Genomic DNA, 26,749 nt, shown 5'->3' on the forward strand with positions numbered 1-26,749 from the left:
GGGAGTCGAGGGCCAATGTTGGAACAGATTAAAGGCGGCCTCGTCGTATCGTGCCAGGCGCTTCCGCATGAGCCGCTCCACAGCCCGTTCATTATGGGCAAGCTGGCGTTCGCGGCGGCGCAAGGCGGGGCGCTTGGCATCAGGGCCAATACGAAAGCCGATATCGCCGCGATCAAACAAGAAGTGTCGCTTCCGGTCATCGGGATCGTCAAGCGGGATTACCCGGGCAGCGATGTATTTATTACCGCAACGGTTAAGGAGCTCGACGAGCTGCTGGAGAGCGGCTGCGAGATGATCGCGATGGACGCTACGGAACGCGGGAGACCGGGGGACTTGAAGCTGAGCCAACTGGTCGCTTATTGCCGAGAGATGAATCCTTATGTTCAGCTCATGGCGGACATCTCGACAGTCGAGGAGGCGATGAACGCGGAGCGGCTGGGCTTCGATTGCGTATCGACGACGTTGTATGGCTACACATCTGATACGGCTGGCGGCAAGCTATATGACGAGGACTTTGTTTTTCTGAAATCGGTGGCTGACGCGGTTGGCATTCCTGTCATAGCGGAAGGAAACGTATTGACGCCGGAGATGTACAAGCGCTGCCTGGCCGTAGGCGCCGCATCCGTCGTGGTCGGCGGAGCCATTACCCGGCCGCTCGAGATTACGAGACGGTTCGTAGAAGCCGGGACGAGCAAGCAAGCCACTGCAAAAGCGTATGAAACGTACTTTCAAGAGCCGATGAACCGGCATCAGTAGCCAGCTGTATTTGAGAAAGAAAATACCAGTCGCCGATAAAAGTGGCGACTGGTATTTGCTATGATTCCAGAAAAAGTCGACGACTGATGACCTGCATGCCCAGCTGTGGAGAAGGCAGCATGATGCAAGCGAGTGGCCTGTGCTATAATTGAATCAAAGTTTCGATTTATGAATTCACCATAGAACAGGATGGGATCCTTTGAATAAAAACGAAGTGGAAAATGAGTTGCCTCCCCATTATGATCAATTAAAAACAGCCGCGAACCGGACGTCCAATTGGAGAGAACGACTAGCTGCCGTTGAAGAGTTAGGTCAGTGGAAAACGAAACAAACCATTGATGTGCTATTGCATAGACTGAATAACGACAGCGTGTATAAGGTTCGGGAAGCTGCCTTTGGCAAGCTCAAACAATTCGGTGAAGATGTCCAGCTTCCGCCAAGAAAAAAAGGCGCCTTAAGCAGAGAGGTTGCCAAAATTCTGGTAAGAATAAAGAAAAGCTTGCCGAAAGGTCATGCTTATCCAGATTTCAAAGAGAAGTTCAAAAAGATGAGACTTGATATTTATGATACCTGCGAAGGCGAAAAGGGCGACGACTTCGATAAGTGGCTTGAAGACGCGTGGGCTTCGTTAGCGACAAGGTAGTCCGGAACTGAGTATGCGGGATATTACAGAAATGCTGGAAGCAAGAGCGGCGGAGTAACAGGAAGTGCAAATAGCGGTGCAGGGATTTCCAATCCTGCACCGCTATTTGCATGTAGGCGATTGGCGAACCAATCAACTTCGTATTAATTGGGTTGAGACAACGCGACAGAACGTTTCTCCGCGCTCGAGCGGATGACGGCATCCAGCACCTCTTGATTGCGGTACCCGTCCATGAAGTCCGGCAGGCCGTCCGGGGCGAGGCCGTCCAGCAGCGACAGGAAGTCGCCGTACTGCGACACTTTGCATCGTTCGGGAACGTCGATGACCGCCTTGGCAAGCTGTCCCGGAGCTTCTTCGCGAATCCATACGAGCTGATCGGGATTTAGCGTGGACGCATGCAGCGTTCCGAGATCGCCATAGACCGATACCTCATGCTGATTGCCCGAGCCGATCGCGTTGCGCGACGATTGGAAGATGCCGACGGCATCGCCGGTCATCCGCGCCTGAAAGCTTACGAAATCATCGACCTCGACCTTGACCATCTCCCCGGTAGCGGGATCCCGCCGCTCGGGAACGAAGGTGCGCAGCTGCGCCGACAGCTCCTGAAATTCACCGAACAGAAACCGCGCCAGATCGATCATATGCGAGCCCAGATCGCCGAGCGTTCCCGTGCCGGTGATGTCCTTGTCGAAGCGCCACAGATACGGCGTGTCGTTCGGAACGGCTCCCCAGCTTTGCAAGTACTGGATCGAGAAGCTGCGCACCGTGCCCAACTTGCCTTCCCGAACGAGCTCGCGCGCATAGCGGAAGGCCGGCGTGTAGCGATAGCTAAAACCAACCATGCCGGGCACCGGCTCCCGTTCGTACAGCTCCAGAAGCTGCTCGGCCTCCTCAAAGACGCGGGTGAACGGCTTCTCGGCGAGATAAGGTTTGCCTTCCGCAAGACAAGCGCGCAGAATATCCGAGTGGACGTTGTTCGGTGTTACGGATACGATCGCGTCGACTTCGGGGTCCTCGATGAGACTAACAAAATCAAGGTACCTTTTGCCGTCCTCAATGCCGAGCTGTTCTCCCTTCTCCGCCAACGCCCGTTCATCCACGTCGCTTACCGCTACAACTTTATAGCGGCGCTCATCCGCCATCCAACGGATATGCGAATGCGCCATGCCGCCGAGTCCGATCAATCCGATTCGATATGTCCTCATAGCTGCTCCTTTAACTGGTTGAGTATTTTCATTACTGTATATTGTCGTAACGCTCGTAAGCATCCGTATAAATCTTTATCAGCTTCTGCAAGCCCATGTCGTTCAGCTTTTCGACGTAAGCGTCCCATTCTTGATCGACGCCGCCTTTGGTGATCCACTTGGCGCGCGTGCTCTTAATATAGCTCTCGATATCGGTGGTCAGCGTCGGAAGCTCCTCGTACTCCTCGACCGTGTACATGACTTCCGGATAGGGCTCCGTCACATAGTCCTTGCTCAGGCCGTCGAGCTGCAGCTTCAAGCCGTCGCCGCTTGACGGGTCGAGCTTGATGTTTTTCTCGAACTCGGGGCTGACGTATTTCGGGCCGAAGTCGCGCAGGGAGCTGTCCCAGTACCAGGCGTCCGCGCTTGTGCCGTCCGGCGGATCCATAAGCGTGTACGTGCCGTCGGCGTTTTTCTCGATTGAGGTGCCGATGGCGCCCCAGAAGTTCTGGATGCTGGCTTCGCCGGTGTAGAACTGATCCGCCCAGCGCGCGGAAATTTCGGGATATTTGTTGCTTGTCGTAATGAGCACCTCGTTGCGGCGGAAGCTGAGACCGTTGGGGTCGCCAATCTGATATTTATTGCCGTCCGGTCCGGTAATCGGCACGATCGTTTCGTATTGATCGCTCCACTGGCCGAATACGGCATCCGGCGTCCACTGGTAGGAGAAGCCGACCAGCGCCGCGTCGGGATTTTGGCGTTTGGCCGTCAGCATCGTGTTGTCCTGAGTAAATGTTTCCTTATCGATCAGCCCTTCGGAGAACAATTTGTTTGCCCACTCGATTCCCGCTTTGTACGCTTCGGAGGTTGGGAAATATTCCAGCTTGCCGTCCCTGACGATCATATGATTGCCGCGCATGTCGGTTATGCCGAACGGTGCGAACAGATTCATGTCGACATCCTTGGAGTCGCTGTACGGAATTTCGTCCGCCTTGCCGTTGTCGTTCGGATCCTGCTCTTTAAACGCCTTCAGCACATTGTACAGGTCGTCAAGCGTCTCCGGCGCCTTCAAACCCAATTTGTCCAGCCATGCCTTGTTGATGACCGGCTGTACGGAGGAGTAGGGGCGCGACGGCAGCCTTGCGGGCAGCGAATAGATTTTGCCGTCCGGGAATGTGCTCAGTTTTTTCATATCCGGCATTTCGGCCATCGCGGCTTTCAGATTCGGCATATATTGCTCGATGTAGTCGTCCAGCGGACGGAACAAATTGAGGTTGTTTACGATATCGGAATCGCCGAAGGCCATGTTGCCGATAATGATGTCCGGCATTTTGCCGCTTGCCAGCATGACGGATTTTTGCGTTTCCCAATCGCTGTTGGAGATGACCTGCCAATTGATCTTGACGTTGGAGTTTTTCTCGAGCTCTTGCAGCCAGGTATTTTTCGTAAACGTATCTCCCATGTTGCCCCACCGAATCGTCAGCGCATTCAACGTCACCGGTTTGTCCGTAATCGGCAAACCTTCTTTGTTAAAGCCGCTTCCGGGCTCGCTTGTCGATTTGCCTCCAGCCTCGTTCGATCCGCCATTGTCGGGATCCGCTCCGTTGCTGCAGCCTGCAAGCACGGCCGTTCCCAATACAGAGATTAGAGCCAAGCCGGATAACATTTGTTTCATCTTCGCCATGTCGAACTCCCCTTTAATAGAATTAGTGTAACACGCCATGCATTCCTGTTAGTTCGAGTTCAAAAAGTCCGGTTTTCAGCACCGAGAAGATTGAAAGAAGGTAGAAACTGAGGAGCGGAGCGTAGTGGAAGCTACGTGAGCACCGGAAGTTTCGCCTGAATTCAAGATTCGATGCCGAATAAGCTTCTTGGCATACTTCGTGATGGGAAGCGGGCTTTTTGAACTACCTCTATTGCTGTTCAACTCTTGACGGCGCCGATCATCACCCCCTTGTTGAAGTGCTTCTGCACGAACGGGTAGAGGCACATAATAGGGAGCGTCGCGACGATAATGACGGAGTAACGAAGCAGATTGGCCAAGCGCAGCGCGATCTGGGCCGCTTCTCCCGTTCCCAGCGCGTTCTGCATCTGATTGGTGACCAAAATGTCCCGCAACACGAGTTGAAGCGGATGGAGATCTTTATTCTGCAAGTAGATAAGCGCGTTGAAGTAGGAGTTCCAATGGCCGACCGCGAACCATAAGGCGAGCACCGAAATGATGGCTTTGGACAGCGGCAGCACCATGAGCGCAAAGAAACGTAGATTGCCGCAGCCGTCGATCTGCGCGGCTTCCCATAGCTCGGCGGGTATGCCCGTGCGGAAGAAGGTGCGCGCCACGATGATGTCGAATACGGCGACCGAGAAAGGAAGCACCATGACCAGGAACGTATCATACAGATTGAAATCGCGGATCGTCAGAAAGGTGGGCACCAGGCCGCCGTTGAAGAACATGGTGAAAATAAAGAAAAACGACAGCGGCTTGATGCCGACCAGATCCTTCCTTGACAAGGCGTAGGCCGCCGACAGGTTGACCGCGAGCCCGATCGCGGTGCCGACAACCGTGTAGGCTATCGTGTTCCGGTATCCGATCCATATATTCGAATGATTGAACAGCTCCTTGTAGCCGTCCCATGTAAATCCTTGAGGCCAGAGCCACACTTTCCCGTTGCCTACGGCCGACGGATCGCTGAAAGACGCGATAACGATAAAATAAAGCGGATATAATACAAGGATAAGCACAATGACGGACCAGGTATACAATAACGTTTCCAGCAGCTTGTCGTTATCGCGCTTTCTTTTAATAGGCAGAACATGATTCGTTGCAGTCTCCATGGCTGTCTGTCCTCCTTTCTGTTACCAGAGACTATTCTCCGAATATTTTTTGGCTATTTGGTTGACCAGGATGAGCAGCGCAAAATTAATGAGCGTATTAAAGAGATTAATGGCTGCCGAGAAGCTGTACTGCGAGCTGAGCAATCCGATTTTGTACACGTACGTCGAGATGACCTCGCTGCCGGAAATATTCAAATTGTTCTGCAAGAGGTAGGCCTTCTCGAAGCCGACGCCGAGCAATCCGCCGACTCGCAGGATCAATAGGGTAACGATCGTCGGGATGAGCATCGGAATGTCGATATACCATATTTTCTGCCAGCGCGTTGCGCCGTCCACCGTCGCCGCTTCGTACAGGCTTGGACTGACCGCCGACAACGCCGCAAGGTAGATAATGCTGTCCCAGCCCGTATGCTGCCAGACGTCGGACCAGACGTAGATGCTGCTGAACAGACTCGCCGAGCCCATGACATTTGGCGCCTCCGCGCCGAATAGTCGGAACAGATTGCCCATGAGACCGTTGCCGGGAGACAGCAGAATCATCATGAGACCCGCGATTACAATGGTAGAGATGAAATGCGGCATATAAGTGATCGTCTGGAATACCCGCTTGTACCGGTTCGCTCGCAGTTGATTCACCAGGATGGCGAATATAATCGGAATCGGAAACATCGCGAAGCTGTACAAGCTGATCAGTACCGTATTTTTGATCGTGATCCAGAATTGATAGGACTGGAAAAACTTTTCGAAGTATTTGAGTCCCACCCAGGGACTCTCCATAATCCCCAAAGCCGGCTTAAAATCCTTAAACGCGATAATAACCCCGTACATCGGCTTATAAGTAAAACATAACAGCAGCGTGACTGCCGGGAGCAAAAGCAAGTACAGCCCCCAGTTTTTGCCGATTCGGAGCATATACCGCTGCAGATGGGCCTTCGATGAACGATTGATCAAGTGTCCGAACCTCCTATTGCTGTGTGATGGGTCATCCCTGTTCAATTTCTTCCCCTCGCCCTTGATTATACGGACCCCTGGCGATACGATTTGGACCATCTTAAGGGGATATCTGGACCTTTGCGGAGCCGGAGTTCCTTTTCTCGGGACGGTTCGGCATGAAATATAGCCTAATCCAGACTTTTTACTGTCCATTCCGGACATTTCGCGGCAGGGGCGGAGTAGCCGGGTTGCATTTTCGATTTCCGGTATTATAATCATCTGACAACGCTATACATGGCGGTGACGCGAGGACGATCGAAGGGAGCTGCGGAGCAGGTGGCGGAACGGGCCGAGAACAAGCTGTATCCGATCAAACATTATGTCAGGATCATTATTATCATCTCCATATCCGCGCTGATTCTGGACCTTATCATCAGCTTCGCGACGATCGCGATCGTCAAGCAGCAATCCGCGCGGGATTTGCGGGACACGGCGTATTTGTACATCAACAGGATTAACGGAGATTTCTCTTATATCAACCACTTCATGGGATGGACGCTGGCCAACGACGATAATGTCAATATCATGAACACGCATGAGTTGAACGACACCGAATTCATCAAAGCCAACGATATGTTATTCCGAAGATTCGTCGAGCTTCAAAAAAGTTACGACCGCAATTACAACTTTTTTCTCTTCTTTAGCGAGAAGGACATCATGCTCAACGTGGCGCCGATGGGCTTGACGTACAAGGAATTTCAAGAGCTGAAGGGGCAGATGAACACTTACATGGATAAGAGTGTAGGTTACGATCCGTTTTATTCCCGCTGGTCGACTGTCCAACTGGACGGGACATTTTATATCCTTAATGTTTTCCTTTACCACGGCAACTATATGATCTGCCTGATCGCGGCCGACGATCTGATTGAGCCGCTGCGCCAAATCAATCTGGGCGAAAAAGGTTACGCCTCCCTATGGACCGAGGACGGGAGCCTCGTAACGAGTCCGATGTCGAACAACGGAAAGCCTGCCCATATCGAGCAGGATCGTTACGCTTGGCTCATGCCGTTCCAGACCAAAACGACCGTTAAAGGCGAGTTCGACAACGCATCGTTTTTCGTCAGGCTGGTCATTCAATTCGGCGCTTTCGAAAAAATCATGATCGCCCAGCTGCTCATCATGTTGATGGCCGTTATTGTGGCCTGCTCCTTAAGCTTCATCATGCTTTATTTCCGAAACAAGGTGCTGCAGCCGATCAAGAGCTTCTCGTACAATCTGGCCTTTTGGACCGAGGATGGCGAACCGATCGACATCGCGAGCAACAATATCGCCGAGCTGGAGAAAGCCAATAAACAGTTCACGGGGCTGGTTCAGCAAATCAAAACGTACAAAATCGACATTTACGAACGGGAAATCGAGAAGCAGCGCATTCAGCTGGATTATATGAAGCTGCAGATCAAGCCGCACTTCTTCCTGAACTGTCTGACGACCATACACAGCATGGCGCAGATGGACATGACCGAAGAGATCCAGCAGATGGCGATGTCCACGTCGATCTACTTCCGATACATCTTCCAGAACGGCCAGGACTTTGTCCGCATGGAAGACGAGATCGAGCATGTCCGCATCTATCTCGAAATTCAGAAGAACCGTTATCGCGACGCCTTTCTTTACCGAATAGAAGGAGCGGAGCATGTGCCGGATCTGCCGATACCGCCGCTTGTACTGCAAACCTTTATCGAGAATGCGATCAAATACGCGGTCTCGCGGGATCAGAAATCGCTCATAACGCTGATCCTCAGACGCCGCCGGATCGGGGGCGAGATCGCGACCGTCATCCGGATCACGGATACGGGTCCCGGATTTCCGTCGCATGTCCTGGAGAAGCTGCGCCAAAGACTGCCGCTCGACCAGACGCATGGAACGCGGATCGGCATCATGAATACGATTCAGCGACTGGAGTCCTTGTACGGCGGACGCGCGCATGTGCGCTTCCGCAACCGCGCCGGCGGAGGAGCCGGCGTCACCCTGTACCTGCCGGAGCTTCCGGCCCATCCATCCGAGACAGGAGGTTAGCCGAATGCAAGCATTGCTCGTAGATGACGACTACTTTGTGGTGACGGCGCTGGAGAAGAAGGTCGATTGGGCCTCGCTTGGCGTCGATACGGTGCACACGGCCCATAATGTGGCGCAGGCGCGCGACATTTTGCAGCGGCATCCGATCCAAATTCTTATATCCGATATCGAGATGCCGCAAGGGAGCGGGCTTGAGCTTCTTGCATGGATTCGCGAGGAGCGTTACAACGTGCAGGCTATTCTGCTCACCAATTACGCCGATTTCAACTATGCGCAGAAGGCAATCGAGCTGCGCAGCTTCGAATATTTTCTAAAGCCGATTCAATTCGACAAGCTTATGCTTATTATTGGAAAAGCGGTCGAACGGGCCAAGGAGCAGCAGCGGGAGGAAGAGGCCATTCAGGAGGGGTATTACTGGAAACGCAATCAGGCGAAGATGCTGGAGCACTTCTGGCGCAAGCTGATCAGCGACAGCGTCTCCGCCCCTTTGAGGCCCGCCGACGTCGCCCGCGCAGCCCGGGAACAAAATCTGTCATACGGCATGGACGATTTTGTTCAGCCGCTGTTGCTTAATTTTTTTCATGCGGCGGGCAGTATGGGGATGGAAGAAAAAAATCTGTTCGATTTTGCGCTGCTAAACGTTTTATACGAGCTTTACCAGCATGCGGAATTTACGGTGGAGACGGCGCTGGAATACAGCGAAAATAATTGGATTGCCGTGCTGAAATGGAAGGGGGCGCCGAATTCTCGATTGCTCGAGGAGTTATGCGCATCGTTTATCCAGCAAGCCAATCGCTCGCTGAAATGCGATGCCTGCTGCATCATCGGCATGCCGTCAAGGCTTGGGGAGTTCGGCGCAAGCATTAGGCAATTGCTGCAACTGAACAAAGGGATTGCCAAGCGGCGCAATCAGGTTTTTGCCGCGAGTGACGTTATTGATCCGGCTGAGGAAGGCTACGCGCCTCCGGATCTGCCTCGGCTGGAGGGGCTGCTGGAGATGGGCCAGCCCGATGTTTTTTTGCGGGAGACGTCCTCGTATTTAAGCTTTCTATCGTCTCGCAACTATATCACTGTCTCCACCCTGGGCCTGTTCCAGCTCGATATGATGCAGCTCGTCTACGCCTTTCTCAAGTCGAAGGGCATTCAAGCGCATCAATTGTACAAAGGCAAGACAGGCGAGCGGCTTTTGGCCGAATCTTTGCACTCGATCGAGGATATGGAAGCTTACCTGCAGCATTTGGTGACGACGGCCTTGTCCTACCGCGATTTCGCCGAGCAGCCTACAACCGTAGCCGAAGAGATCAAACAATATATACATTCGCATTATGGCGAGGACTTGACCCGCCTCAGTCTGGCGGAGGTTTTTTACCTCCATCCCGACTATTTGGCGCGGATCTTCAAAAAGGAAACGGGCGTATCGCTGGGTACCTATGTCATCGGCGCCCGAATCGCGGCAGCCAAGCAATTGCTGCGTACGACGACGATGTCGGTGTTCGCCGTAGCGAAGAAGGTCGGTTATGCGAACTACTCCTATTTCGCCAAGGTGTTCAAGCAGGAGACCGGCATGTCGCCGAACGAATATAAGCAGGGAGGTCGAGAGGGCTCGATTTGAAATCCCAAGTCTCTTTATCATAATACCTCTTCATAAAGAATAGATTAGGGAAGGCATGTCTTATTTCTATTGAAGAGGGGTTGAAATACGATGCATCTTTCTGCGGCAACGATTGCGATGTTAGGCATTGGCACGGCCGTGCCCCGATATGTACTCGATCAGACCGACACGGCGCAGCGTTTGACGCACGCCCTTAGCGGGGCGCCGGACGCCGCACGCTGGGCCAAACGGATTTTCAAGAAATGCGGGGTGCAAACCCGCTATACATGCGAGCCCGATTTGCTCGAGCCAGCCGAGAACAACCGTTATTTCGCCCAATTGTCCGGATTGCCGGTTCCGACTACGGCCGATCGAATGGCGATCTATAAGCAAGAGGCGATTCCGCTGGCGCTGCAGGCGGCCAAGAAGGCCATGACCGATGCCGATATCGGACCGGAGGCCGTTACCCATCTGCTCACGGTCAGTTGTACCGGGCAATTTCTGCCTGGACTTGATGCGACGCTCGTTCGGCAGCTTGGACTACCCCTTTCGGTCAACCGCATTCCGCTGACCTTTCTCGGCTGCGCGGCCGGTCTTAAAGCGATCGACATGGCGCGGGATATCGTCGCCGGACATCCGGACGCCGTTGCGCTGATCGTCAGCGTAGAGCTGTGCACGATCCATATGCAATCGACATCGGATCGCGAGGCGCTGTTTGGAGCGTCCTTTTTTGGCGATGGAGCCTCCTCATGCGTCATCGGGAGAGCGGAGCAGCGGGATGGTCCGGTCTTCGCGCTTGGCGAAGCGCGCAGCAGCCTGATGCCGGGTACGGCCGGCGAGATGATATGGGAGGTCGGCAATCACGGATATGATCTGTTTTTGTCCCCTCGCATCTCCCAGCTGATTGGGGAGAAGATTCCCGGCCAGCTTGCTCCGCTTTTGCGGGATGAGGATCCTTTTCCGGGAGTTTGGGCTATCCATCCCGGGGGTAAGGGCATTATCGACGAGCTTGAAGCAGCGCTTGCATTGTCCCCGGACCATACCCGGTTTAGCCGCGACGTGCTGCGCGATTATGGAAACATGTCCTCAGCGACCATCTTGTTCGTGCTGAAGGCGATCCGTGACACGTTTATTCGGGAAGGGGCCGATAAAACGGAGGGATTTTGTCTGGCCTTCGGTCCGGGACTTTCTTGCGAAATCGTACCGATTGCCTATCTGCCTGCTTCGGAGGACGGTGCGGCGATCGGCGCGAAAGCAGGGATGAGCGCCTATGTTTAGGACGTTTCGCGAACGCGCCTCGGCTTACGAGCTGATGGACGACCGGTCGCAGGGCGGGGAGGAGCTTAGGGAGGCGCTGCGGCATCTGCGCAGGTTGAACCGACTCTTTAGCGCGGCGGCCCCTACCTTGTTCGGAGTTAGCCGCTTATGGGCGGAGGCGGGCAAGCCGCGGCGATTGGAGGTGCTCGATATCGGGGCGGGCTCCGGCGACGTCAATGCGGCTTTGCTCAGGTGGGCCGATGCGCAGGGCGTCGAACTGACGGTGACGCTGGTCGATCGGACGCCGGAGGCCTGTGCGGAAGCGGCCGCTTATTTTGCGGACGAGCCCCGGGTCTCGGTGATGTGCCGCGACTTGGCGGATCTCGATGCGCGGGGGGCCGACATCGTGACGGGCTCGCAGTTTCTGCATCATTTTGCATCCGAGGAACTGCCGGACGTTGCTTCCGCCATGCTGCGGGCCTCCAGGATCGGCATCGTTATTCAAGATATTCATCGTCACTGGCTGCCTTGGGCTGCCGTATGGCTCGCGGCCCGACTGGTGTCAACCAACCGGTATATTCGCAATGATGGTCCGTTATCCGTTGCCAAAGGGTTCCGCGCGGAGGATTGGGAGCAATTGGACAAGGCGCTGGGCTCGCCCGGGCTGACCTGCAACTGGCGGCCCTTGTTTCGCTATGTCGTTACCATTGCGGCACAACCGGGGGGCGTTGCGGATGAGTGATCGCGGGACGTTGGACGTTGCCATTCTCGGTGCGGGCATAGCCGGCAGCTGCATGGCGATTCTGATGGCGCGGCGAGGCTGGAAGGTGGCGCTCATCGATCGCCGGACGTTCCCGCGCCATAAAGTCTGCGGGGAGTTTCTATCTCCCGAGGCGGTCGACTCGCTGATCGCCTTGGGACTTGGAGACTGCCTGCAGGCGCTGGAGCCGGCAGTTATTAGTCGTGCCCGGCTGATCCTCGGAAACGGCGCTTCGATTGTCGCTCCCTTGCCTGGTCCGGCATGGGGCATCAGCCGTTACCGTCTCGATAAAGCTCTGCATGAAGAAGCAAGGCTTGCAGGAGCCGAAGTCGTGACGGAAACCGCCGTTACTGCGGTTGGCTTGGCGAACGATGGGTACGAACTGCGGACGAGGCGAGGCTCCGAGGCGGCTGCGATTTCATCGAGGACCGTAATCGGCGCATGGGGAGGAAACGGGCGCGTACCGGATTTTCCGGATGCGGTGCGCCGGCGTCCTGCCCCATGTCCGTACATGGGCATCAAGATTCATGTGTCCGGCATCGAGATGGACGGGGATTTGGAGCTTTATTTTTTCGAAGGCGGTTATTTGGGGCTGTCTTCTGCCGGGCAGGGTATCGTTAACGCAGCAGCGTTGTTTGACCAGCGCGCCTTTCGGCAGTCGCCCTCAACGGTGATCGGTTGGCTTAAGGAGGCCGAGGCTCGCCACCCCTCGTTAGCAAGAAGGATGGAGGAGGTCCTCCCCCTTGAGGAATCGCAAGCGGCGATTGCGCCCGTGCGCCTCTATGACGCTCCGCTCGCCTGGAACGGCATCCCTTTAATTGGCGATGCTTGCGTGACCATACCGCCCCTGTGCGGGGACGGCATGTCGATGGCGATCCGTTCCGCGCAGCTCTGTTCGGAGTCGGCCGATCTATTTTTGAGAGGCGAAGCGACGCGAGAGCAATGGAGGCGCGATTATGAGGGAGCGATCGCCCGGCATTTTCGAGGCCCGCTCAGGTGGGGGCGACTGCTTCAGCGCACGGCAGGCCATCCCGCGTTTTCGATGCTGGCCGCCACGGCCGCAAGTCGATTGCCTGGCGTCGTCAATCGTCTTGTAAGAGCCACGCGGCTAGGAAAGATGAATGCGTCTCCATGGTAAGCTTGTAATCCGCAAGCGCCGCCGCGCCAACCGTACAGACTGCCGCCGATGAGTATTTCGGCGGCTATTTATATGATCCTGATCCTGCGGAATACAAGTTTCTATATTGAACAGTTAAGATCATTCGCTGTGAACCGTACCAGAAGTGACAGCGAAAAATTTGGTTAAAAGAAGGGTATGTGCTGTAAGAGTGTTGAAGGACGGAGCTATAGAGATATGATTATCCCTTTGGAGGAGGATTTCAGGGGGATTTTTTACGCGACTAAAAACGACAGCCCTTGTCATTTTCTTTTGTACAAGACAGATTGATGTCTGATTACTTGCTATAATGAATTTACAAAAATGATAAATAAATGAGGGATTATGATGTCAATCTCAATCGTGAGCCTATTAGCTTCTCAATTAAGTCGGAACGATGAGGAGCCGAACATTGAACTGGCCCACAGGTTAGCTAGCGAAGAAGATCATGCGGGTATAGAAGTTATAATCGAAAACCTGTCTGGCAAGGACAAAAAGATTCAAAACGATTGCATTAAAGTAGCGTACGAGATCGGACAGGTTAAGCCCGAACTCATAAGCAAGTATGCATCGACTTTCGTAGAGCTGCTGAAGAGCCGCGATAACCGTTTGGTATGGGGCGGCATGACAGCGTTATCCACGATTGCAGGGGTAGCTTCGGAATCCATAATGGCTCATCTTGACACTTTAAAACAAGCCATGAAATCAGGCTCGGTTATTACAATTGACAAGGGCGTCCTAACGCTTGCGAAGCTGGCAGCCGTCAGTAAGAAAAACAATGACGAGATATTTCCGTTCTTGCTCCAACACCTGGAAGCTTGCAGAACGAAGGAAATTCCACAGCATTCCGAAAGCACGCTTGTTGCAGTAACGGATGAGAATAAAGAGAAATTTTTGAATGTTTTACGAACAAGAGAACCATATTTAACGGCTCCTCAACTCAAAAGAGTCAAACGAATTTACAAAAAATTAGGTTCTTGATTCAATACCCTCATGATCCTAACAGACACCAGGAGGCTGTCTATTCATTGTGCAAAGGTGAAATTGCGGGCAAGAGTCAGGTAAGAAATGAACGGGAGCAACTGTAACGGAAATGAAAGGCGTTATTTCAGCAAAAAGCGGCATTTCGCAAATCTAATGGAACTGACAGCCCTTATAATGGGCAAAAGTCCGTGGTTTGCCTGGATTTCTCACGAATAACGTCGCAGAGTTCCGTTAGACTTTAAAATCACGCCAAACGATCCATATAAGGGCCCTCAATTCCGTTAACTCGTTGGCGATGATTGATTGCAGCTTTATTTCCAGTTTTGCACACAATGTATCGACGGCCTCATTATCGAACCTTAACCGCCTGTTTTTCGTTAGTCGCAATTGTAACGGATATACGCGACTCTTAGAAGCTAAAAAGGGGAGAAATGCCTCTGATTTGAGCTGTAAGAGTCGAGGTGTGACCGTCACTTTCAAAAGGGACAGTAGTTCCATACCGAGGTCGAGGCTAATCGATAGGTTTGTTAATGTGATCCCGATAGTAGTCAAAATACAACTGATGTTGCGTACCTCTCACGGCATAAAACACGTCGGATACGGACTTGTTCCGCTGCCGCAGCACCTGCTCCAGCCATTGGACGGTCAGCCCGTTTTGGGCAAGATTGTCTTCCATGATTTTACCGTCCATAATCAGCTCAACAGGGAACGACTTGACGGCCGCGGTATGCAGCTTCAGATCCTTGCGCGTCACCCACTCATACTCGCTTTTTTTCTTGACGGACAACTTCCCGTGATCCTCCAGGCACGCGTACTCGACCTCCTCCATATTGAAAATATCTTTTTCACGCAAAGATTGGGCCAGAGAGTCCAATGTGTAGCGGATTTTTCGCATGTTGTCCTCGAGAATTTTGCCGTTCTCGATCACGACGGTCGGAGTACCGGATACTACCCGGTTCCATGCCCGGTTTTTGAGCGCGATCTTGGACACGAGGAAAGAGATGCCGAAGAACATCAAAAGCGATACGATGATGAGCCAATGGTTGAGCTTATCGTTAAACGCCAAATTCGCCGCAATGGCGCCCAGCGTGATGCCGCTCACGAAGTCATGGAAGGTCATATTGGATATCGTCTGCTTGCCTAGAATTCTCGACGTGATCATGAGGAGGATAAAAGCGGCGATCGTTCGAAAAATAACTTCTACGTATGCTTGCAATGGGAGGACTCCTTGTTCCGATTTGTGGGAGCTGTCGTAAGGCTCGATAATAACACTATTGACGATTATAATGAAAGGTAATCATGGTTTACGGAAAGGTTGCCGGCATCATGCGCAAAAAAAGCTTGCTTAAAAAAATGATTCTTCTTGGAAGCGTACTCAGTATTCTGCCCGTCGTCGCGATCGGGCTGTTCGCCTATATCCAGTCCTCCAAACAAGTACAAGAGAGGGTCAATCAAGCCGAGGTTCAATACTTGAGCCAATTAAACGCGAGCATCGAGCAAGTGCTCAAAACGGTGGAGCATACGCTGACGAATCTTTCAGAATCCCGCGTTATGGAGGATGCGATGTACAGCGAGATGGAGGCGCCAAGCTTCCAACTGTACAACAATCTCAAGAGCGAGATTACTCACCTGCAGTCCTTTGATACGAAGGTAGAGGACGTTATCATCGTTAACAAACAGCGCAACTGGCTGATCAAAAACTCGGGCATCAAGAGGCTGAACGAGCATCCCGACGAAGCAACGTACCTTGCGAAATTCGATTTGACTCCGCATACCTCGTGGCAGCTTGTGGCCAAAAGCGACTACAAGGATCCCATCTCGAGCCAAAGCTGTCCCTATATGATTAGCCTGGTTAAGCAATTGCCCCATATTACGATTCACAAATACGCCCTGGCCATCGCGAATATCCCGGCGTGCAGCATTACGGGTCTTATTACGGACGGAGAGGGACAAGAGGAAATCCTCGTGGTAAACGAGGACGGTCAAATTATATTGCACAAGGACAGGACGATGATCGGCCAGCCGCTCTCCGGGCATCCCGTTGCCCAGGCGGAGCTTGCGATGAAGGGCGTTTCCGGCCAATTGCATGCGGAGCTGGACGGCCGCCCCTATACGGTGACGTATATGAAATCCGCCTTTAACGGCTGGACGTATATGTCTGTCGTATCCATCGACCAGTTGACGTCGGAATCGCGGCAGATCGGCTGGTTTACGCTGGCGGTCAGCCTGTTCATCCTGCTGCTGTGCTTCGGCATCGTCTGGTTGTCCACGAACAAGCTGTACAGGCCGCTCAACCGTTTGGTTACCGCAATCGAAGGCGGAAGCGAGGGCAGCGAACCCTCGTCGCGCAATGAAGTCCAGGTTATCGAGGATCATATCAAGCAGTTGTTCAACTCCAACTCCAAGCTGGAGAACGAGATGCGCAGCCAGGCGCAGCAGGTCGGCGCGCTTTTCTTGCACCGGATGCTCAGCGGCAGTCTCAAGGAGACGGAAATTCGAGAGAAGCTGGAGCATTTCGGACTGAGCCGCGCTTGGGAGCATATGGCGGTCCTTGCCATTCAGGTCGACACGCTGGAGAATACGCATTACGAATCCAAGGATCTGGAGCTGCTGCTATTTGCCGTGTCCAACATGACGGAGGAGGTCGTGCCGAAGGAGCAGCGTCTTCCCGTCCTGTTGATGGACCGTTCCGTCGTTGTGGTCACCGGCTACGAAGGTGGAGGGCGCGAAGCGGCAGACGAGCATGTCTATCGGCTGACGGAGAAGCTGAAGGATCTGATCGCCCGTTATCTCGGGTTGTCCGCCAGCATCGGCATCAGCGGCATCTTCTTCGATATGAAGCATGCCGCGCGCGCCTACGAGGAAGCGCTGGAGGCGCTGACTTACCGAATTCGGCTCGGCAAAGGGATTATCGTGCCGTATGGCAGCCTGAACGCGGGCAAGTCCTCGATCATTGCGGAGTATCCGGTCCGGACGGAACACGATTTGGTGCAGGCGATCAAGCTCGCGGAGCAGGAGGAAGCGCTGACGCTGCTGCGCGGCTGGATGTCGGATGCCATCCACCAGATCGAGCTGCCGGATCACTACCAGCTGTCTCTGGTTCGGCTGCTCAACCGCATTCTGCTGCTTGCCCAGGAAGAGGGAATCACGCTCGGCAAAAGCGGCGCATACCGGATGTCGTTATACGAGGAAGTTCTGGCGCTGCATGTCAGCGAGGAGATCGAGGAGTGGTTCAAGGAGAAGCTGGTGCTTCCGATGCTCCGTCAATTCGGCGAGCGTCGCAGCTCGCAGGATCAGAAGCTGTCGGAGCGCATTATCGATTTGATCCGGAATCATTATGAATCCGAGTTCACATTGGAGGATTGTGCCGCGCGCCTGCATTATAATGCAAGCTATCTTAGCAGCGTCTTCAAGAAGGAGACCGGCCACACGTTCAGCGAGTATCTGGCTGGCTACCGGCTGCAGATCGCCAAGCAGTGGCTGACGGAGACCGATATGACCGTCAAGGATATCGCCGAACGGCTGAAGTACAACAATTCCCATAACTTTATCCGGGCCTTCCGCAAGCAGGAGGAGATGACTCCGGGGCAGTATCGCTCGCAATACGGAGGCAAGTAAACGGGAGGCGCCATATCCGGCATAATCATTTCATTGGAAAACCCCGCAATCCCTTGCGCGGCAAGGGAACTGGCGATATGAGTATAGGCGATATGCCTCTCGGCAGCTTACGATGACGGAGCAACAACCACTACAGATCGAGGAGTTGAAGAAGCGTGAAGCGGAGAGCTGCAATCGGCATGTTTATGACGCTGACGCTGCTTGCCAGCGCATGCGGCAACAGTAATGGCAACGATTCAACGGGGGGAAGCAACAACGCGGGAACAGGAGGTACGGAAGGAAAGGCCGCGCCGGCCAAAATATCCATTATGACGCCGCTGCATATGGCAGAGACGCCGGATCCGAAGATCGAGCAGCTCATTGAAGAAAAGCTGAACGTCGATCTGGACATTCAGTGGATTCCGGCATCGACCTTCCAGGACCGGATGAACGCGGCGTCCGCGACAGGCAGCTTGACGGACATCGTCAACATCACCATCACGGGCGCGAACAGAGAGGCGATCCGGGACGGGCAGTTCTGGGATATTGCGTCTTACATCGATCAATATGAAAACCTTAAGAAGCTGAAGCCGGAAGTATTGAACAATACGAAGGTGGACGGCAATCTGTACGCGCTGTATCAAGGACGTCCGCTCTCCCGTCAGGGCATGATCTATCGTCAGGATTGGGCGGAGAAGCTTGGACTGTCCGCGCCGCAGACGCTGGACGAATTGTATGCCATGATCGAGAAGTTTACGAACGAGGATCCCGACGGCAACGGTCAAAAGGATACGCTGGGTCTGGCCGATCGAGGCGATCTTGCTTCAGGCGCCTTCAAGACGGTCGCTTCGTGGAACGGAACGCCGAACGAATGGGGTGTACTCGAAGGAAAGCTGGCGCCTGCCTTCCTGTTCCCTTCTTACAAGGAAACGATGAACTTCTTCAAGAAGCTTAGGGAGAACGGCTACATCAATTCGGACTTCCCGGTAACGAGCAAAACCGACCAGCAGAATATGATCAGCAACGGCAAAGCCGGCGTGTATATTGGATGCATGTGCGATGTGCAGCAGCTGTATACGGGCTTGTCGCAGGTGCAGCCGGACGCCAAGCTGGACGTTCATAATCAGGTGAAGGGATCAAGCGGCGAGTTTACCGTATTTTCCGGACCGGGCTTCAACCACCCGTATCTGTTCCCGAAATCGGCGATCAAATCCGAGGAAGAGCTCAAGCAGGTGCTTGCTTTTATGGACGGTCTGATGAGTCCGGAAATCGCCAATCTGCTGTATTGGGGAATCGAAGGGGAACATTATACCGTCACAGACGGCAAAGCGGTGCCGGTATCCGATCAGGCCAAGATCGATCGCGACGTCAAACCTTACAATACGATCGAAGTAGGCGATCCGGCGACGAACGGACGTCTGGAGGGAAGCTACGATTATGCGCCGATGCAGAAGGCGCAGGACCTGTTCGCGGACAACGATTCGTATGTCGTGTCAGACCCGACGCTTACGCTGGACTCCGACACGTTTACGAAGCATAAGGACCGTCTCGCGCAGATCATTACGGACGCCACGTACAACTATATGCTGGGTTCGCTGGACGAGGCTGGCTTCGATAAGGAAGTGGAGCGCTGGAAGTCGGAGGGCGGCGCTCAAATGATCGAAGAATTTAACGCCGCGTACGAACAGAGCAAGTAAGAAAACACACTAACAGTTTTGAACTCGCACTACCGGTTTGCCGCGGCTGCTCCGCCCGGAGCGGCCTGCGGCAAACCGATTCATCAATCGCTATATTTAAACCATGTTTTCCGGACGGATAACACGGGTATTTGTTGTGCGGCATTAACGCATTACGGCGACACTAGCGGCAATTGGGAGGGCGGAAGAGATGAACAACCAGCTGACGGCGCCATCGGGCGGGAGAGGCCGCTTTATGCGAAGCCTAATGAAAAACAAATGGCTGTACCTGATGATTTTGCCCGGCTTGCTCTACATTATCATCTACAAATACATTCCGATGTACGGCCTAATTATTTCGTTCCAGAACTACAAGCCTTATCAGGGCATTATGGGAAGCGAATGGGTCGGCTTCGAGCATTTCGAACGATTGTTTCAGTCTCCGGATTTTTGGATGATTTTCTCCAACACGATTATTTTGTTCGCTTTGCAGCTCGTTATATATTTCCCGATTCCGATTATCCTGGCCCTTATGCTGAACGAGCTGAGATCAGAGGGCTACAAACGGACTATTCAGACGCTGGTTTATTTACCTCACTTCATGTCGTGGGTCATCGTAGTTTCGATCAGCTTTGTCATCTTTACCGTTGACGGAGGCATCGTCAACAGCGTGCTGGAGATGCTAGGTTTCCAAAAAATCAATTTCCTGCTTCAGGCGGAGTGGTTCCGTCCGATGTACATTCTTCAAGTGATTTGGCGCGAAGCGGGCTGGGGCACGATTATATTCCTCGCGGCGATCGCGGCGGTGGATCCGCAGCTGTACGAAGCGGCCAAGATGGACGGAGCGGGCCGCATCCGACAAATGATTAGCATCACCTTGCCGGCGATTCGGAGCGTGATCGTCGTGCTGCTCATTCTGAAAATAGGCGATGTGCTGGAGCTGGGTTTCGAGCATGTATATTTGCTGCTCAATTCCGCCAACCGGCATGTTGCGGAAATATTCGATACGTACGTGTACGTATCCGGCATTCAGCAAGGCCAGCTCAGTTATTCGACGGCCGTCGGCTTCTTTAAGGGCTTCGTGGGACTTGTCCTGGTCATCGGGGCGAACAAGCTGGCCAAGAAATACGGCGAGGACGGCATCTACTAGAAGCTGTGCGGTAACCGGGAGGAGGAAATCATATGGTTGGCGACAAAACTTTGAGCGGCCGATTGTTTAACGGAGTTAATATGGTGCTGCTGGGCCTGATTGGGCTCGCGACCGTGCTGCCCTTCGTTCACGTATTCGGCAGTTCCTTCGCGACGGCGGGAGAGATCGCCTCGAAGAAATTTTTGCTGGTGCCGACGGAATTTACGCTGGATGCGTACCGGTACATCTTTTCAACCAGTACGCTGCCGAAGGCCATGCTGGTATCTCTTGGAGTGACGGCGGCAGGCACGCTTTGGAGCATGCTGATCTCCGTATTGACGGCCTACGGGCTGTCGCGCAAAGATTTGATGGGACGCAACGGCATCATGTTTTTGTTCGTGTTTACGATGCTGTTTAACGGCGGGATGATCCCGACGTTTCTGGTCGTCAAAGAGACGGGACTGCTGGACTCTTATCTTTCTTTAATTGTTCCCGTTTCGATTAATGTGTTTAATATGATTATTCTCAAGACGTTTTTCCAGGGGCTGCCGGACGCCTTAGAGGAATCGGCGAAGATCGACGGCAGCAACGATGTCGGCATCCTGTTCCGGATTATTATCCCTTGCTCGTTGCCGGCGATTGCGACGATCTCGTTGTTCTACGCGGTAACGTACTGGAATACGTACATGCACGCCGTCCTCTACTTGAGCGATGCCGGCAAATGGCCGGTGCAGGTGCTGTTGCGTCAAATTATCGTGCTGGCGAGCGGGTTAAGCTACGACAACGCGGTATATACCGACGCGCCGCCGCCGTCCCAGGCGGTCAAGATGGCGGTCATCGTCGTCGCGACCCTGCCCGTGCTCGTGGTGTATCCGTTCCTGCAGAAGCACTTTGCCAAAGGCGCGCTGCTGGGCTCGGTTAAGGCTTAAAGAGGTTGTTAAAGGAGGCGAATAAATTGTCCGCAAGAGACTGGGCTGTCCGCACGGCAGATTCGATCATGAGGCAGTATCCGACGCTGTCCATGCATCCTCATTTGAGCGACTGCTGGAATTACGAGAGCGGCTGTCTGCTGCTCGCGATGGCGCGGCTCTACGAGGTAACGGGCTCGGAGGCGTATTTGAACTATATCCGAAGCAATATCGACCTTTTCGTGGATGAGGAGGGGCGCATTCGCAGCTATGCGCTGGAGGACTACAACCTTGATCAGGTCAATCAGGGCAAGGTGCTGCTGTTCTTGTACCGCGCGACGGACTCGGAACGTTATCTAAAGGCCGCGCTTGTATTGCTGCGGCAGCTGGAGGGGCAGCCGCGAACCGACGAGGGCAGCTTCTGGCACAAGAAGATTTATCCGTACCAGGTATGGCTGGACGGGCTGTATATGGCGGGGCCGTTTCTGGCCGAGCTGTCCCGCCTGCTTAATCGCCCCGAGCTGCTGGACGACGTCGCTCGGCAACTGCTGATTGCCGAGCGGCGCACGCGCGACCCGAGAACGGGCTTGCTGCATCACGCCTACGACGAGAGCCGTGAGCAGGAATGGGCGCATCCAGAGCATGGAAGGTCGCCCCATCCGTGGTTGCGCGCGATCGGCTGGTACGGCATGGCGGTCGTGGATACGCTCGATTACATGCCCGAAGAGCATCGGCTGCGCGGACAACTGATCGGCACGTACGAGCGGCTGTTCGCGGCGCTGGCCAAGGTGCAGGACCCGCCGAGCGGACTTTGGCATCAGGTGCTTGGCCAGGCCGGGCGAACCGGCAATTACGTGGAGAGCTCCGGCTCGGCGATGGTTCTGTATGCGGCTCGCAAGGCGCTGAAGCGTGGATATTTGAGCCGGCGCTACGAGGAGGCCGTCGAGCGCGGCTTCCACGGCTTGCTGAGGCACGCGGCATCCGTCGATGGCGACGGGAACGTCCATGTGAGCGGCATCAACCGCGTGGCGGGGCTTGGAGGAGAGCCTTACCGGGACGGCTCCTACACCTACTATATAAGCGAGCCTGTCGTTGCCGACGACGCCAAGGGGGTTGCTCCGTTTATTTATGCGTGTCTGGAGACGGCCCTTTGCGAGGTTTCGACAGTTATTGGAGAGGAAGGTAGTCATGACAACAAACATAGATGAGACAGAGCTTGCTTCCTTCCGGGCCGCCTTCGCCGATCTGGATGCAGCGGAACGGGTCGGCAAGCTTAACACATCTGAAGACAAGGCGACGCTGGGATACTTCGTCGATACGGGCGTCAAGTTCTCGGCCTCCTCGCCGCTGCTGGAGAACGCTTATTACGAAGCGGTGCGCAGGCTGCTGGATTGCGTCAAGCCGAACGGAGAAGGGCGGCCGATTCTTCAGGAGGGCGGCGTCTATTACGGATGCTGGCTGGAGAGCACGGGCACGATCAACGCCGAGCTGTGCGCGCGGTTCATGCCGGCCGTGACAGAGGCGACGTACAGGCAGTTCGCGGAGCTGCAGCGCGAGGACGGTCTGCTGCCGTACAAAATAACGGAGGCGGGGGCGGTGTTCAAGCAAATACAGCTTGTGACCCCGCCTGCGAGAAGCGCATGGAACTATTACGCTCTCCATAAGGGGCGAGTCGCGGACGACTACCTGCCGCTCATGTACGGGGCGCTCTCCCGTTACGACGACTGGCTCGCACGGCATCGCGACACGAGGGGGAGCGGCTGCGTGGAGGCGTTCTGCGCATTCGATACGGGCCATGATCTGTCGCCGAGGTTCTGGCATGTGCCGGATACGCCGCATCTTGACGATCCGGCCTTGCCGTACCCGGACTCGCCGCTGGTGCCCTTTTTGGCGCCGGATCTTACGGCAAGCGTCTATTGCAGCCGCCGTTATCTGGCGCTCATGGCGCGCGAGCTTGGGCTGCCGCATGAGCCATGGCAAGAGAAGGCCGAGGCTAGCTTTGCCAGTCTGATGAAGCATTGCTTCGAAGAGGAGGATCATTTCTTCTACGACGTTGACAAGCAAGGACGTCACGTAAAGGTGCAGTCCGACGTTCTGCTGCGGGTCATGGCAAGCGAAGTGGGGGACCGGGACTTCTTCGATCGCATGCTGAGGCTTTATTTGCTTAATACGTCGAAGTTTTTCGCCAAATATCCCTTTACGTCGCTCGCGATGGACGATCCGCGCTTTGATCCGTTCGCCAGCTACAATACCTGGGCGGGAGCGACGAATTTCCTGAGCTTAATCCGGGCGCCGCATGCGTTCGAGCATCATGGACGCTACGTCGAGCTGACCTGGGTGCTGCAGCCCATCGTTTCCGCGCTGGCGCGGATGACCCGGTTCGGTCAGGTTCTAAGTCCGTGGACGGGCAAGGAAGGTTTCGCCGAGTCGTATTCGCCGTCGCTGTTGTGCATGCTGGATTATGTGGAGCGGCTTAGCGGCATCCTGCCGACGACGTCGGGGGAGCTGTGGTTCACAGGGCTGCTGCCGTATCCGTTCGACCACGGCGAGAAGCTGGCCGAACGTACCGCCTACAGCCGGGAGGTTGACGATAAGAGTTTCGAACTGATAAATGGGGAGGAAGAATGCCGCGTCTATATTGACGGCAAGCTCGCCTTCCGTTTCCCGGCGGGCATCCGGCTTATTACAGATCGCGCCGGACAGCTCACGGGCCTTATCGGCATGAGCGCAAGACGGATAGAAGGCGCCATCCAGATCGGCGGCGCCGGGGAGGGAGTCCCGTTCGGCGCGGACGGAAACGAGGAGCTGGCGTTTGAGGCCGGCGCGTTCCGCTCCGTATCGGCACCCGGAATTGTCTACCCGACTTACCGGTGACTGCGTGCGCGGATGTCGCTCTTGGATACAACTTTGATTTAACAGGAAGAACATGCGATAATGTTCCGACATGATTCCTGGAGGCAGAACCAACTTTGAAACAGTATCCTTTCGAATACGATCATTCCCGTCCCTTTCTTCAGCAAGTCGGAGAGTGGGTTGCGGATGTGTTCTACGACATATTGCCGGAAGCCGGCTTCGAGGTTCGCGACGAACAAATTTATATGGCTTACCAATTGGAGCGGGCATTTGCCGAAAAGCAGACGATCTTCGCAGAGGCAGGCGTAGGAACGGGCAAAACGCTGGTGTATCTGTTGTATGCGATTTGCTACGCTCGTTATACCCGTAAACCTGCGATTATTGCCTGCGCGGACGAGTCTCTCATCGAGCAACTTGCGAAGCCGGAAGGCGATCTTGCCAAGCTGGCTCGTCATTTGAGCCTTACGATCGACGCCAGAATGGCGAAGTCCGCGGACCGTTATCTATGTTTGGCCAAGATGGACCAAGTGAAGACCGGCGACGAGGATTACGATATGTATAGCGCGGTACGGGCCGAATTGCCCGATTTTGTTCATCAATATAAAGCGATGCAATCCTTCTATCCCTATGGAGACCGCAAACAATATCCGCACTTGGACGACCATCAATGGAACAAAATCAGTTGGGACACGTTTCAAGATTGTTTCTCTTGCGATCAAAGACATCGCTGCGGACAGACGTTAACCCGCGAACACTATCGGAAGTCTACGGATTTGATTATTTGCTCGCATGATTTCTATATGGAACATGTATGGACATACGAGGGGCGGAAGCGGGAAGGCCAACTCCCGTTATTGCCGGATCACTGTGCCGTTGTATTCGACGAAGGACATCTGTTGGAATCGGCAGCGCAGAAGGCGTTGACTTACAGCTTGAAGCATTCGGGGTTCGAAGAATTGGTCTGCCGCTTGTTGAAAGGCGAAATCAGGGAGTCTTTGGCCGTGTTGATTGACGAAGCGATTGACCGCAGCGAGTCCTTATTCTACACGCTTTCGGCACATTGCGAGGATATTCCCGGCTCCGAGCGCAAACGGATTATTCTGGGCGAAACTTTGCAAGAAGAAGTGCGCCTGTTTCGTCTAGTGATCGAAGCCATCGAAGAAGAGCTGGTTTTCGAGAGCGATCTTTATACCTTGAACGAGTATCAGCTGCGGATCGTCGAGGAGCAGTTGGAGACGATCCAGAAAGCCCTGAGTTTGTTCCAGAGCTCCGACGCATTGATAAGTTGGGCAACCGAAGCAGAGGATGGACTCACCTTGGTCATCATGCCCAGAGCGGTTAAGGAAGTGCTCCGCGAGAGGGTATTCGCCCTGAATATGCCGATTGTTTTTTCGTCCGCGACGTTATCGGTGGGCGGTTCATTCGACTATATAACAAGCAGTCTGGGAACGGATCGTTATTTGTCCTTTAGCACCCAATCTCCTTATGATTATGAGAACCAAATGAAAGTCGTAGCTCCGCAATGGACGCAGGGGGCTTCGGGCGAGGAGAAAATGAAAGCTGCGGCGGGCCTGCTGGCCGAAACCGGCGGCAGGGCGTTGGTTTTATTCAATGGCAGGGAGGACATGCTCCAGTTCAAGGAGCTGCTTCCTTCCTATCCGGAACTCGCGAACATGCGATTTTGGTTTGAAGGGGACGCGGAAATCAGCCACCTTATCGGCTATTTCCAACGGGACGAAACAAGCGTGCTGTGCGCTTTAACGCTGTGGGAGGGCCTCGACATCCCAGGTCCTTCTCTGTCGAACGTCATCGTCTGGTCTCTGCCATTCCCGCCTCAGGACCCGGTGTTTATGGCGAAGCGGGAAGCCGCGGCGGCTCCGTACGAAGAAGTAGACCTGCCTTATATGCTGCTTCGTCTGCAGCAAGGTATGGGACGATTAATCCGCTCAAGCGCCGATCGGGGTATCGTAGCGATCTTAAGCGAGGAAATCCACCATGACGCGAAGCTTCGAGAGGCGATCGAGAAGTTATTGCCGCAGGGAGTTCAGTTGCAGGATGTGGAGCCGGGACGCGTATATTTAACTTAGACTAGTGAGTTATAGGGACTGTCGGTTAATTGTGCAGAAGTTAAATTATAGGCATGTGTCCGGTAAGAAATGAACGGGAGCAACTGTAACGGAACTGAAAAGCTTTATTTCATCCAAAAGCGCGATTTCGCAATTCTAACGGAACTGTTAGCCCTTAAGAGGGGCAAAAGTTCGCGGTTTGCCTAGATTTCTCACGAATAATGTCGCCCAGTTCCGTTAGATTCTACTATCACGCCAAATGATCAAAATAAGGCTTCTCAGTTCCTTTACGGGTCACGGGTGTCCATGATCGACTATAGCTACATTTCCAGCTTTGCACCCAAT

Annotated in this window: 20 protein-coding genes; 15 read left to right on the top strand and 5 right to left on the bottom strand. The window is 54.1% G+C overall.

The window, feature by feature from the left end; genetic code table 11:
* The first annotated feature begins 15 nt into the window (after positions 1 to 15).
* The gene (locus B1748_RS32595) at positions 16 to 756 is read left to right on the top strand and encodes an N-acetylmannosamine-6-phosphate 2-epimerase (RefSeq protein WP_087572146.1); all 741 of its coding nucleotides are present in this window, start codon (positions 16 to 18) and stop codon (positions 754 to 756) included.
* A 199-nt stretch (positions 757 to 955) separates the two neighbouring features.
* Positions 956 to 1,399 (top strand): HEAT repeat domain-containing protein, encoded by a 444-nt coding sequence (locus B1748_RS32600; RefSeq protein WP_087572147.1) that lies wholly within the window; start codon positions 956 to 958, stop codon positions 1,397 to 1,399.
* A 143-nt stretch (positions 1,400 to 1,542) separates the two neighbouring features.
* On the opposite strand, the gene B1748_RS32605 is transcribed toward B1748_RS32600, so the two are convergent.
* From B1748_RS32605 to B1748_RS32620, 4 genes are all read right to left on the bottom strand, one after another.
* A complete protein-coding gene (locus tag B1748_RS32605) occupies positions 1,543 to 2,604 on the bottom strand; it encodes a Gfo/Idh/MocA family protein (RefSeq protein ID WP_087572148.1) in 1,062 nt (353 codons plus the stop codon).
* Between the two features lie 31 nt (positions 2,605 to 2,635).
* Positions 2,636 to 4,258, bottom strand: coding sequence for an extracellular solute-binding protein (locus B1748_RS32610; RefSeq protein ID WP_373271320.1), 1,623 nt, complete (start codon positions 4,256 to 4,258; stop codon positions 2,636 to 2,638).
* 248 nt (positions 4,259 to 4,506) lie between these two features.
* Complete coding sequence (locus B1748_RS32615) at positions 4,507 to 5,418, bottom strand: carbohydrate ABC transporter permease (RefSeq protein ID WP_087572149.1); 912 nt, start codon at positions 5,416 to 5,418, stop codon at positions 4,507 to 4,509.
* Positions 5,419 to 5,439: 21 nt separating this feature from the next.
* Entirely contained in the window at positions 5,440 to 6,330 is an 891-nt protein-coding gene (locus B1748_RS32620) for an ABC transporter permease (protein WP_087572162.1), read from the bottom strand.
* Between the two features lie 357 nt (positions 6,331 to 6,687).
* Here B1748_RS32620 and B1748_RS32625 point away from each other — a divergent pair, with 357 nt between their 5' ends.
* The 6 genes from B1748_RS32625 (at position 6,688) to B1748_RS32650 (ending at position 14,172) form a co-directional block, all read left to right on the top strand.
* Positions 6,688 to 8,427, top strand: coding sequence for a sensor histidine kinase (locus B1748_RS32625; RefSeq protein ID WP_256976085.1), 1,740 nt, complete (start codon positions 6,688 to 6,690; stop codon positions 8,425 to 8,427).
* A 4-nt stretch (positions 8,428 to 8,431) separates the two neighbouring features.
* Positions 8,432 to 10,039 carry a response regulator transcription factor gene (locus B1748_RS32630; protein ID WP_087572151.1) on the top strand — a complete coding sequence of 536 codons (1,608 nt, stop codon included), beginning with the start codon at positions 8,432 to 8,434 and terminating at the stop codon, positions 10,037 to 10,039.
* 90 nt (positions 10,040 to 10,129) lie between these two features.
* On the top strand, positions 10,130 to 11,296 hold the full coding sequence (locus tag B1748_RS32635; RefSeq protein ID WP_087572152.1) for a type III polyketide synthase: 1,167 nt from the start codon (positions 10,130 to 10,132) through the stop codon (positions 11,294 to 11,296).
* Positions 11,289 to 12,017: a methyltransferase domain-containing protein gene (locus B1748_RS32640; protein ID WP_087572153.1), complete on the top strand. Its 729-nt coding sequence runs from the start codon at positions 11,289 to 11,291 to the stop codon at positions 12,015 to 12,017. Before B1748_RS32635 ends, B1748_RS32640 begins: the two co-directional genes overlap by 8 nt.
* A complete protein-coding gene (locus B1748_RS32645; protein ID WP_179215938.1) occupies positions 12,010 to 13,173 on the top strand; it encodes an NAD(P)/FAD-dependent oxidoreductase in 1,164 nt (387 codons plus the stop codon). Before B1748_RS32640 ends, B1748_RS32645 begins: the two co-directional genes overlap by 8 nt.
* Positions 13,174 to 13,539: 366 nt before the next feature.
* Positions 13,540 to 14,172 (top strand): hypothetical protein, encoded by a 633-nt coding sequence (locus tag B1748_RS32650; protein ID WP_256976086.1) that lies wholly within the window; start codon positions 13,540 to 13,542, stop codon positions 14,170 to 14,172.
* Between the two features lie 514 nt (positions 14,173 to 14,686).
* Here the strand turns inward: B1748_RS32650 and B1748_RS32655 are convergent.
* Positions 14,687 to 15,391, bottom strand: coding sequence for a DUF421 domain-containing protein (locus B1748_RS32655; RefSeq protein ID WP_087572155.1), 705 nt, complete (start codon positions 15,389 to 15,391; stop codon positions 14,687 to 14,689).
* A gap of 83 nt (positions 15,392 to 15,474) precedes the next feature.
* Here B1748_RS32655 and B1748_RS32660 point away from each other — a divergent pair, with 83 nt between their 5' ends.
* The 7 genes from B1748_RS32660 to B1748_RS32690 all read left to right on the top strand — a co-directional run bounded on the left by B1748_RS32660 (position 15,475) and on the right by B1748_RS32690 (position 26,425).
* Entirely contained in the window at positions 15,475 to 17,793 is a 2,319-nt protein-coding gene (locus tag B1748_RS32660; RefSeq protein ID WP_087572156.1) for a helix-turn-helix domain-containing protein, read from the top strand.
* Positions 17,794 to 17,972: 179 nt separating this feature from the next.
* Positions 17,973 to 19,469, top strand: a complete 1,497-nt coding sequence (locus tag B1748_RS32665) for an extracellular solute-binding protein (protein WP_087572164.1) — start codon at positions 17,973 to 17,975, stop codon at positions 19,467 to 19,469.
* A 190-nt stretch (positions 19,470 to 19,659) separates the two neighbouring features.
* On the top strand, positions 19,660 to 20,598 hold the full coding sequence (locus tag B1748_RS32670) for an ABC transporter permease (protein ID WP_087572157.1): 939 nt from the start codon (positions 19,660 to 19,662) through the stop codon (positions 20,596 to 20,598).
* A 32-nt stretch (positions 20,599 to 20,630) separates the two neighbouring features.
* On the top strand, positions 20,631 to 21,506 hold the full coding sequence (locus tag B1748_RS32675) for a carbohydrate ABC transporter permease (protein ID WP_087572158.1): 876 nt from the start codon (positions 20,631 to 20,633) through the stop codon (positions 21,504 to 21,506).
* Positions 21,507 to 21,532: 26 nt separating this feature from the next.
* Positions 21,533 to 22,693 carry a glycoside hydrolase family 88/105 protein gene (locus tag B1748_RS32680; RefSeq protein WP_256976087.1) on the top strand — a complete coding sequence of 387 codons (1,161 nt, stop codon included), beginning with the start codon at positions 21,533 to 21,535 and terminating at the stop codon, positions 22,691 to 22,693.
* Entirely contained in the window at positions 22,674 to 24,359 is a 1,686-nt protein-coding gene (locus tag B1748_RS32685) for an MGH1-like glycoside hydrolase domain-containing protein (protein WP_256976088.1), read from the top strand. The genes B1748_RS32680 and B1748_RS32685 overlap by 20 nt, the downstream gene beginning before the upstream one ends.
* Before the next feature lie 95 nt (positions 24,360 to 24,454).
* Positions 24,455 to 26,425 carry an ATP-dependent DNA helicase gene (locus B1748_RS32690; protein WP_087572159.1) on the top strand — a complete coding sequence of 657 codons (1,971 nt, stop codon included), beginning with the start codon at positions 24,455 to 24,457 and terminating at the stop codon, positions 26,423 to 26,425.
* The last annotated feature ends 324 nt before the right edge of the window (positions 26,426 to 26,749 follow it).

Source organism: Paenibacillus sp. MY03 (assembly GCF_002165585.1).
GTDB classification, from domain to species: domain Bacteria; phylum Bacillota; class Bacilli; order Paenibacillales; family Paenibacillaceae; genus Pristimantibacillus; species Pristimantibacillus agaridevorans.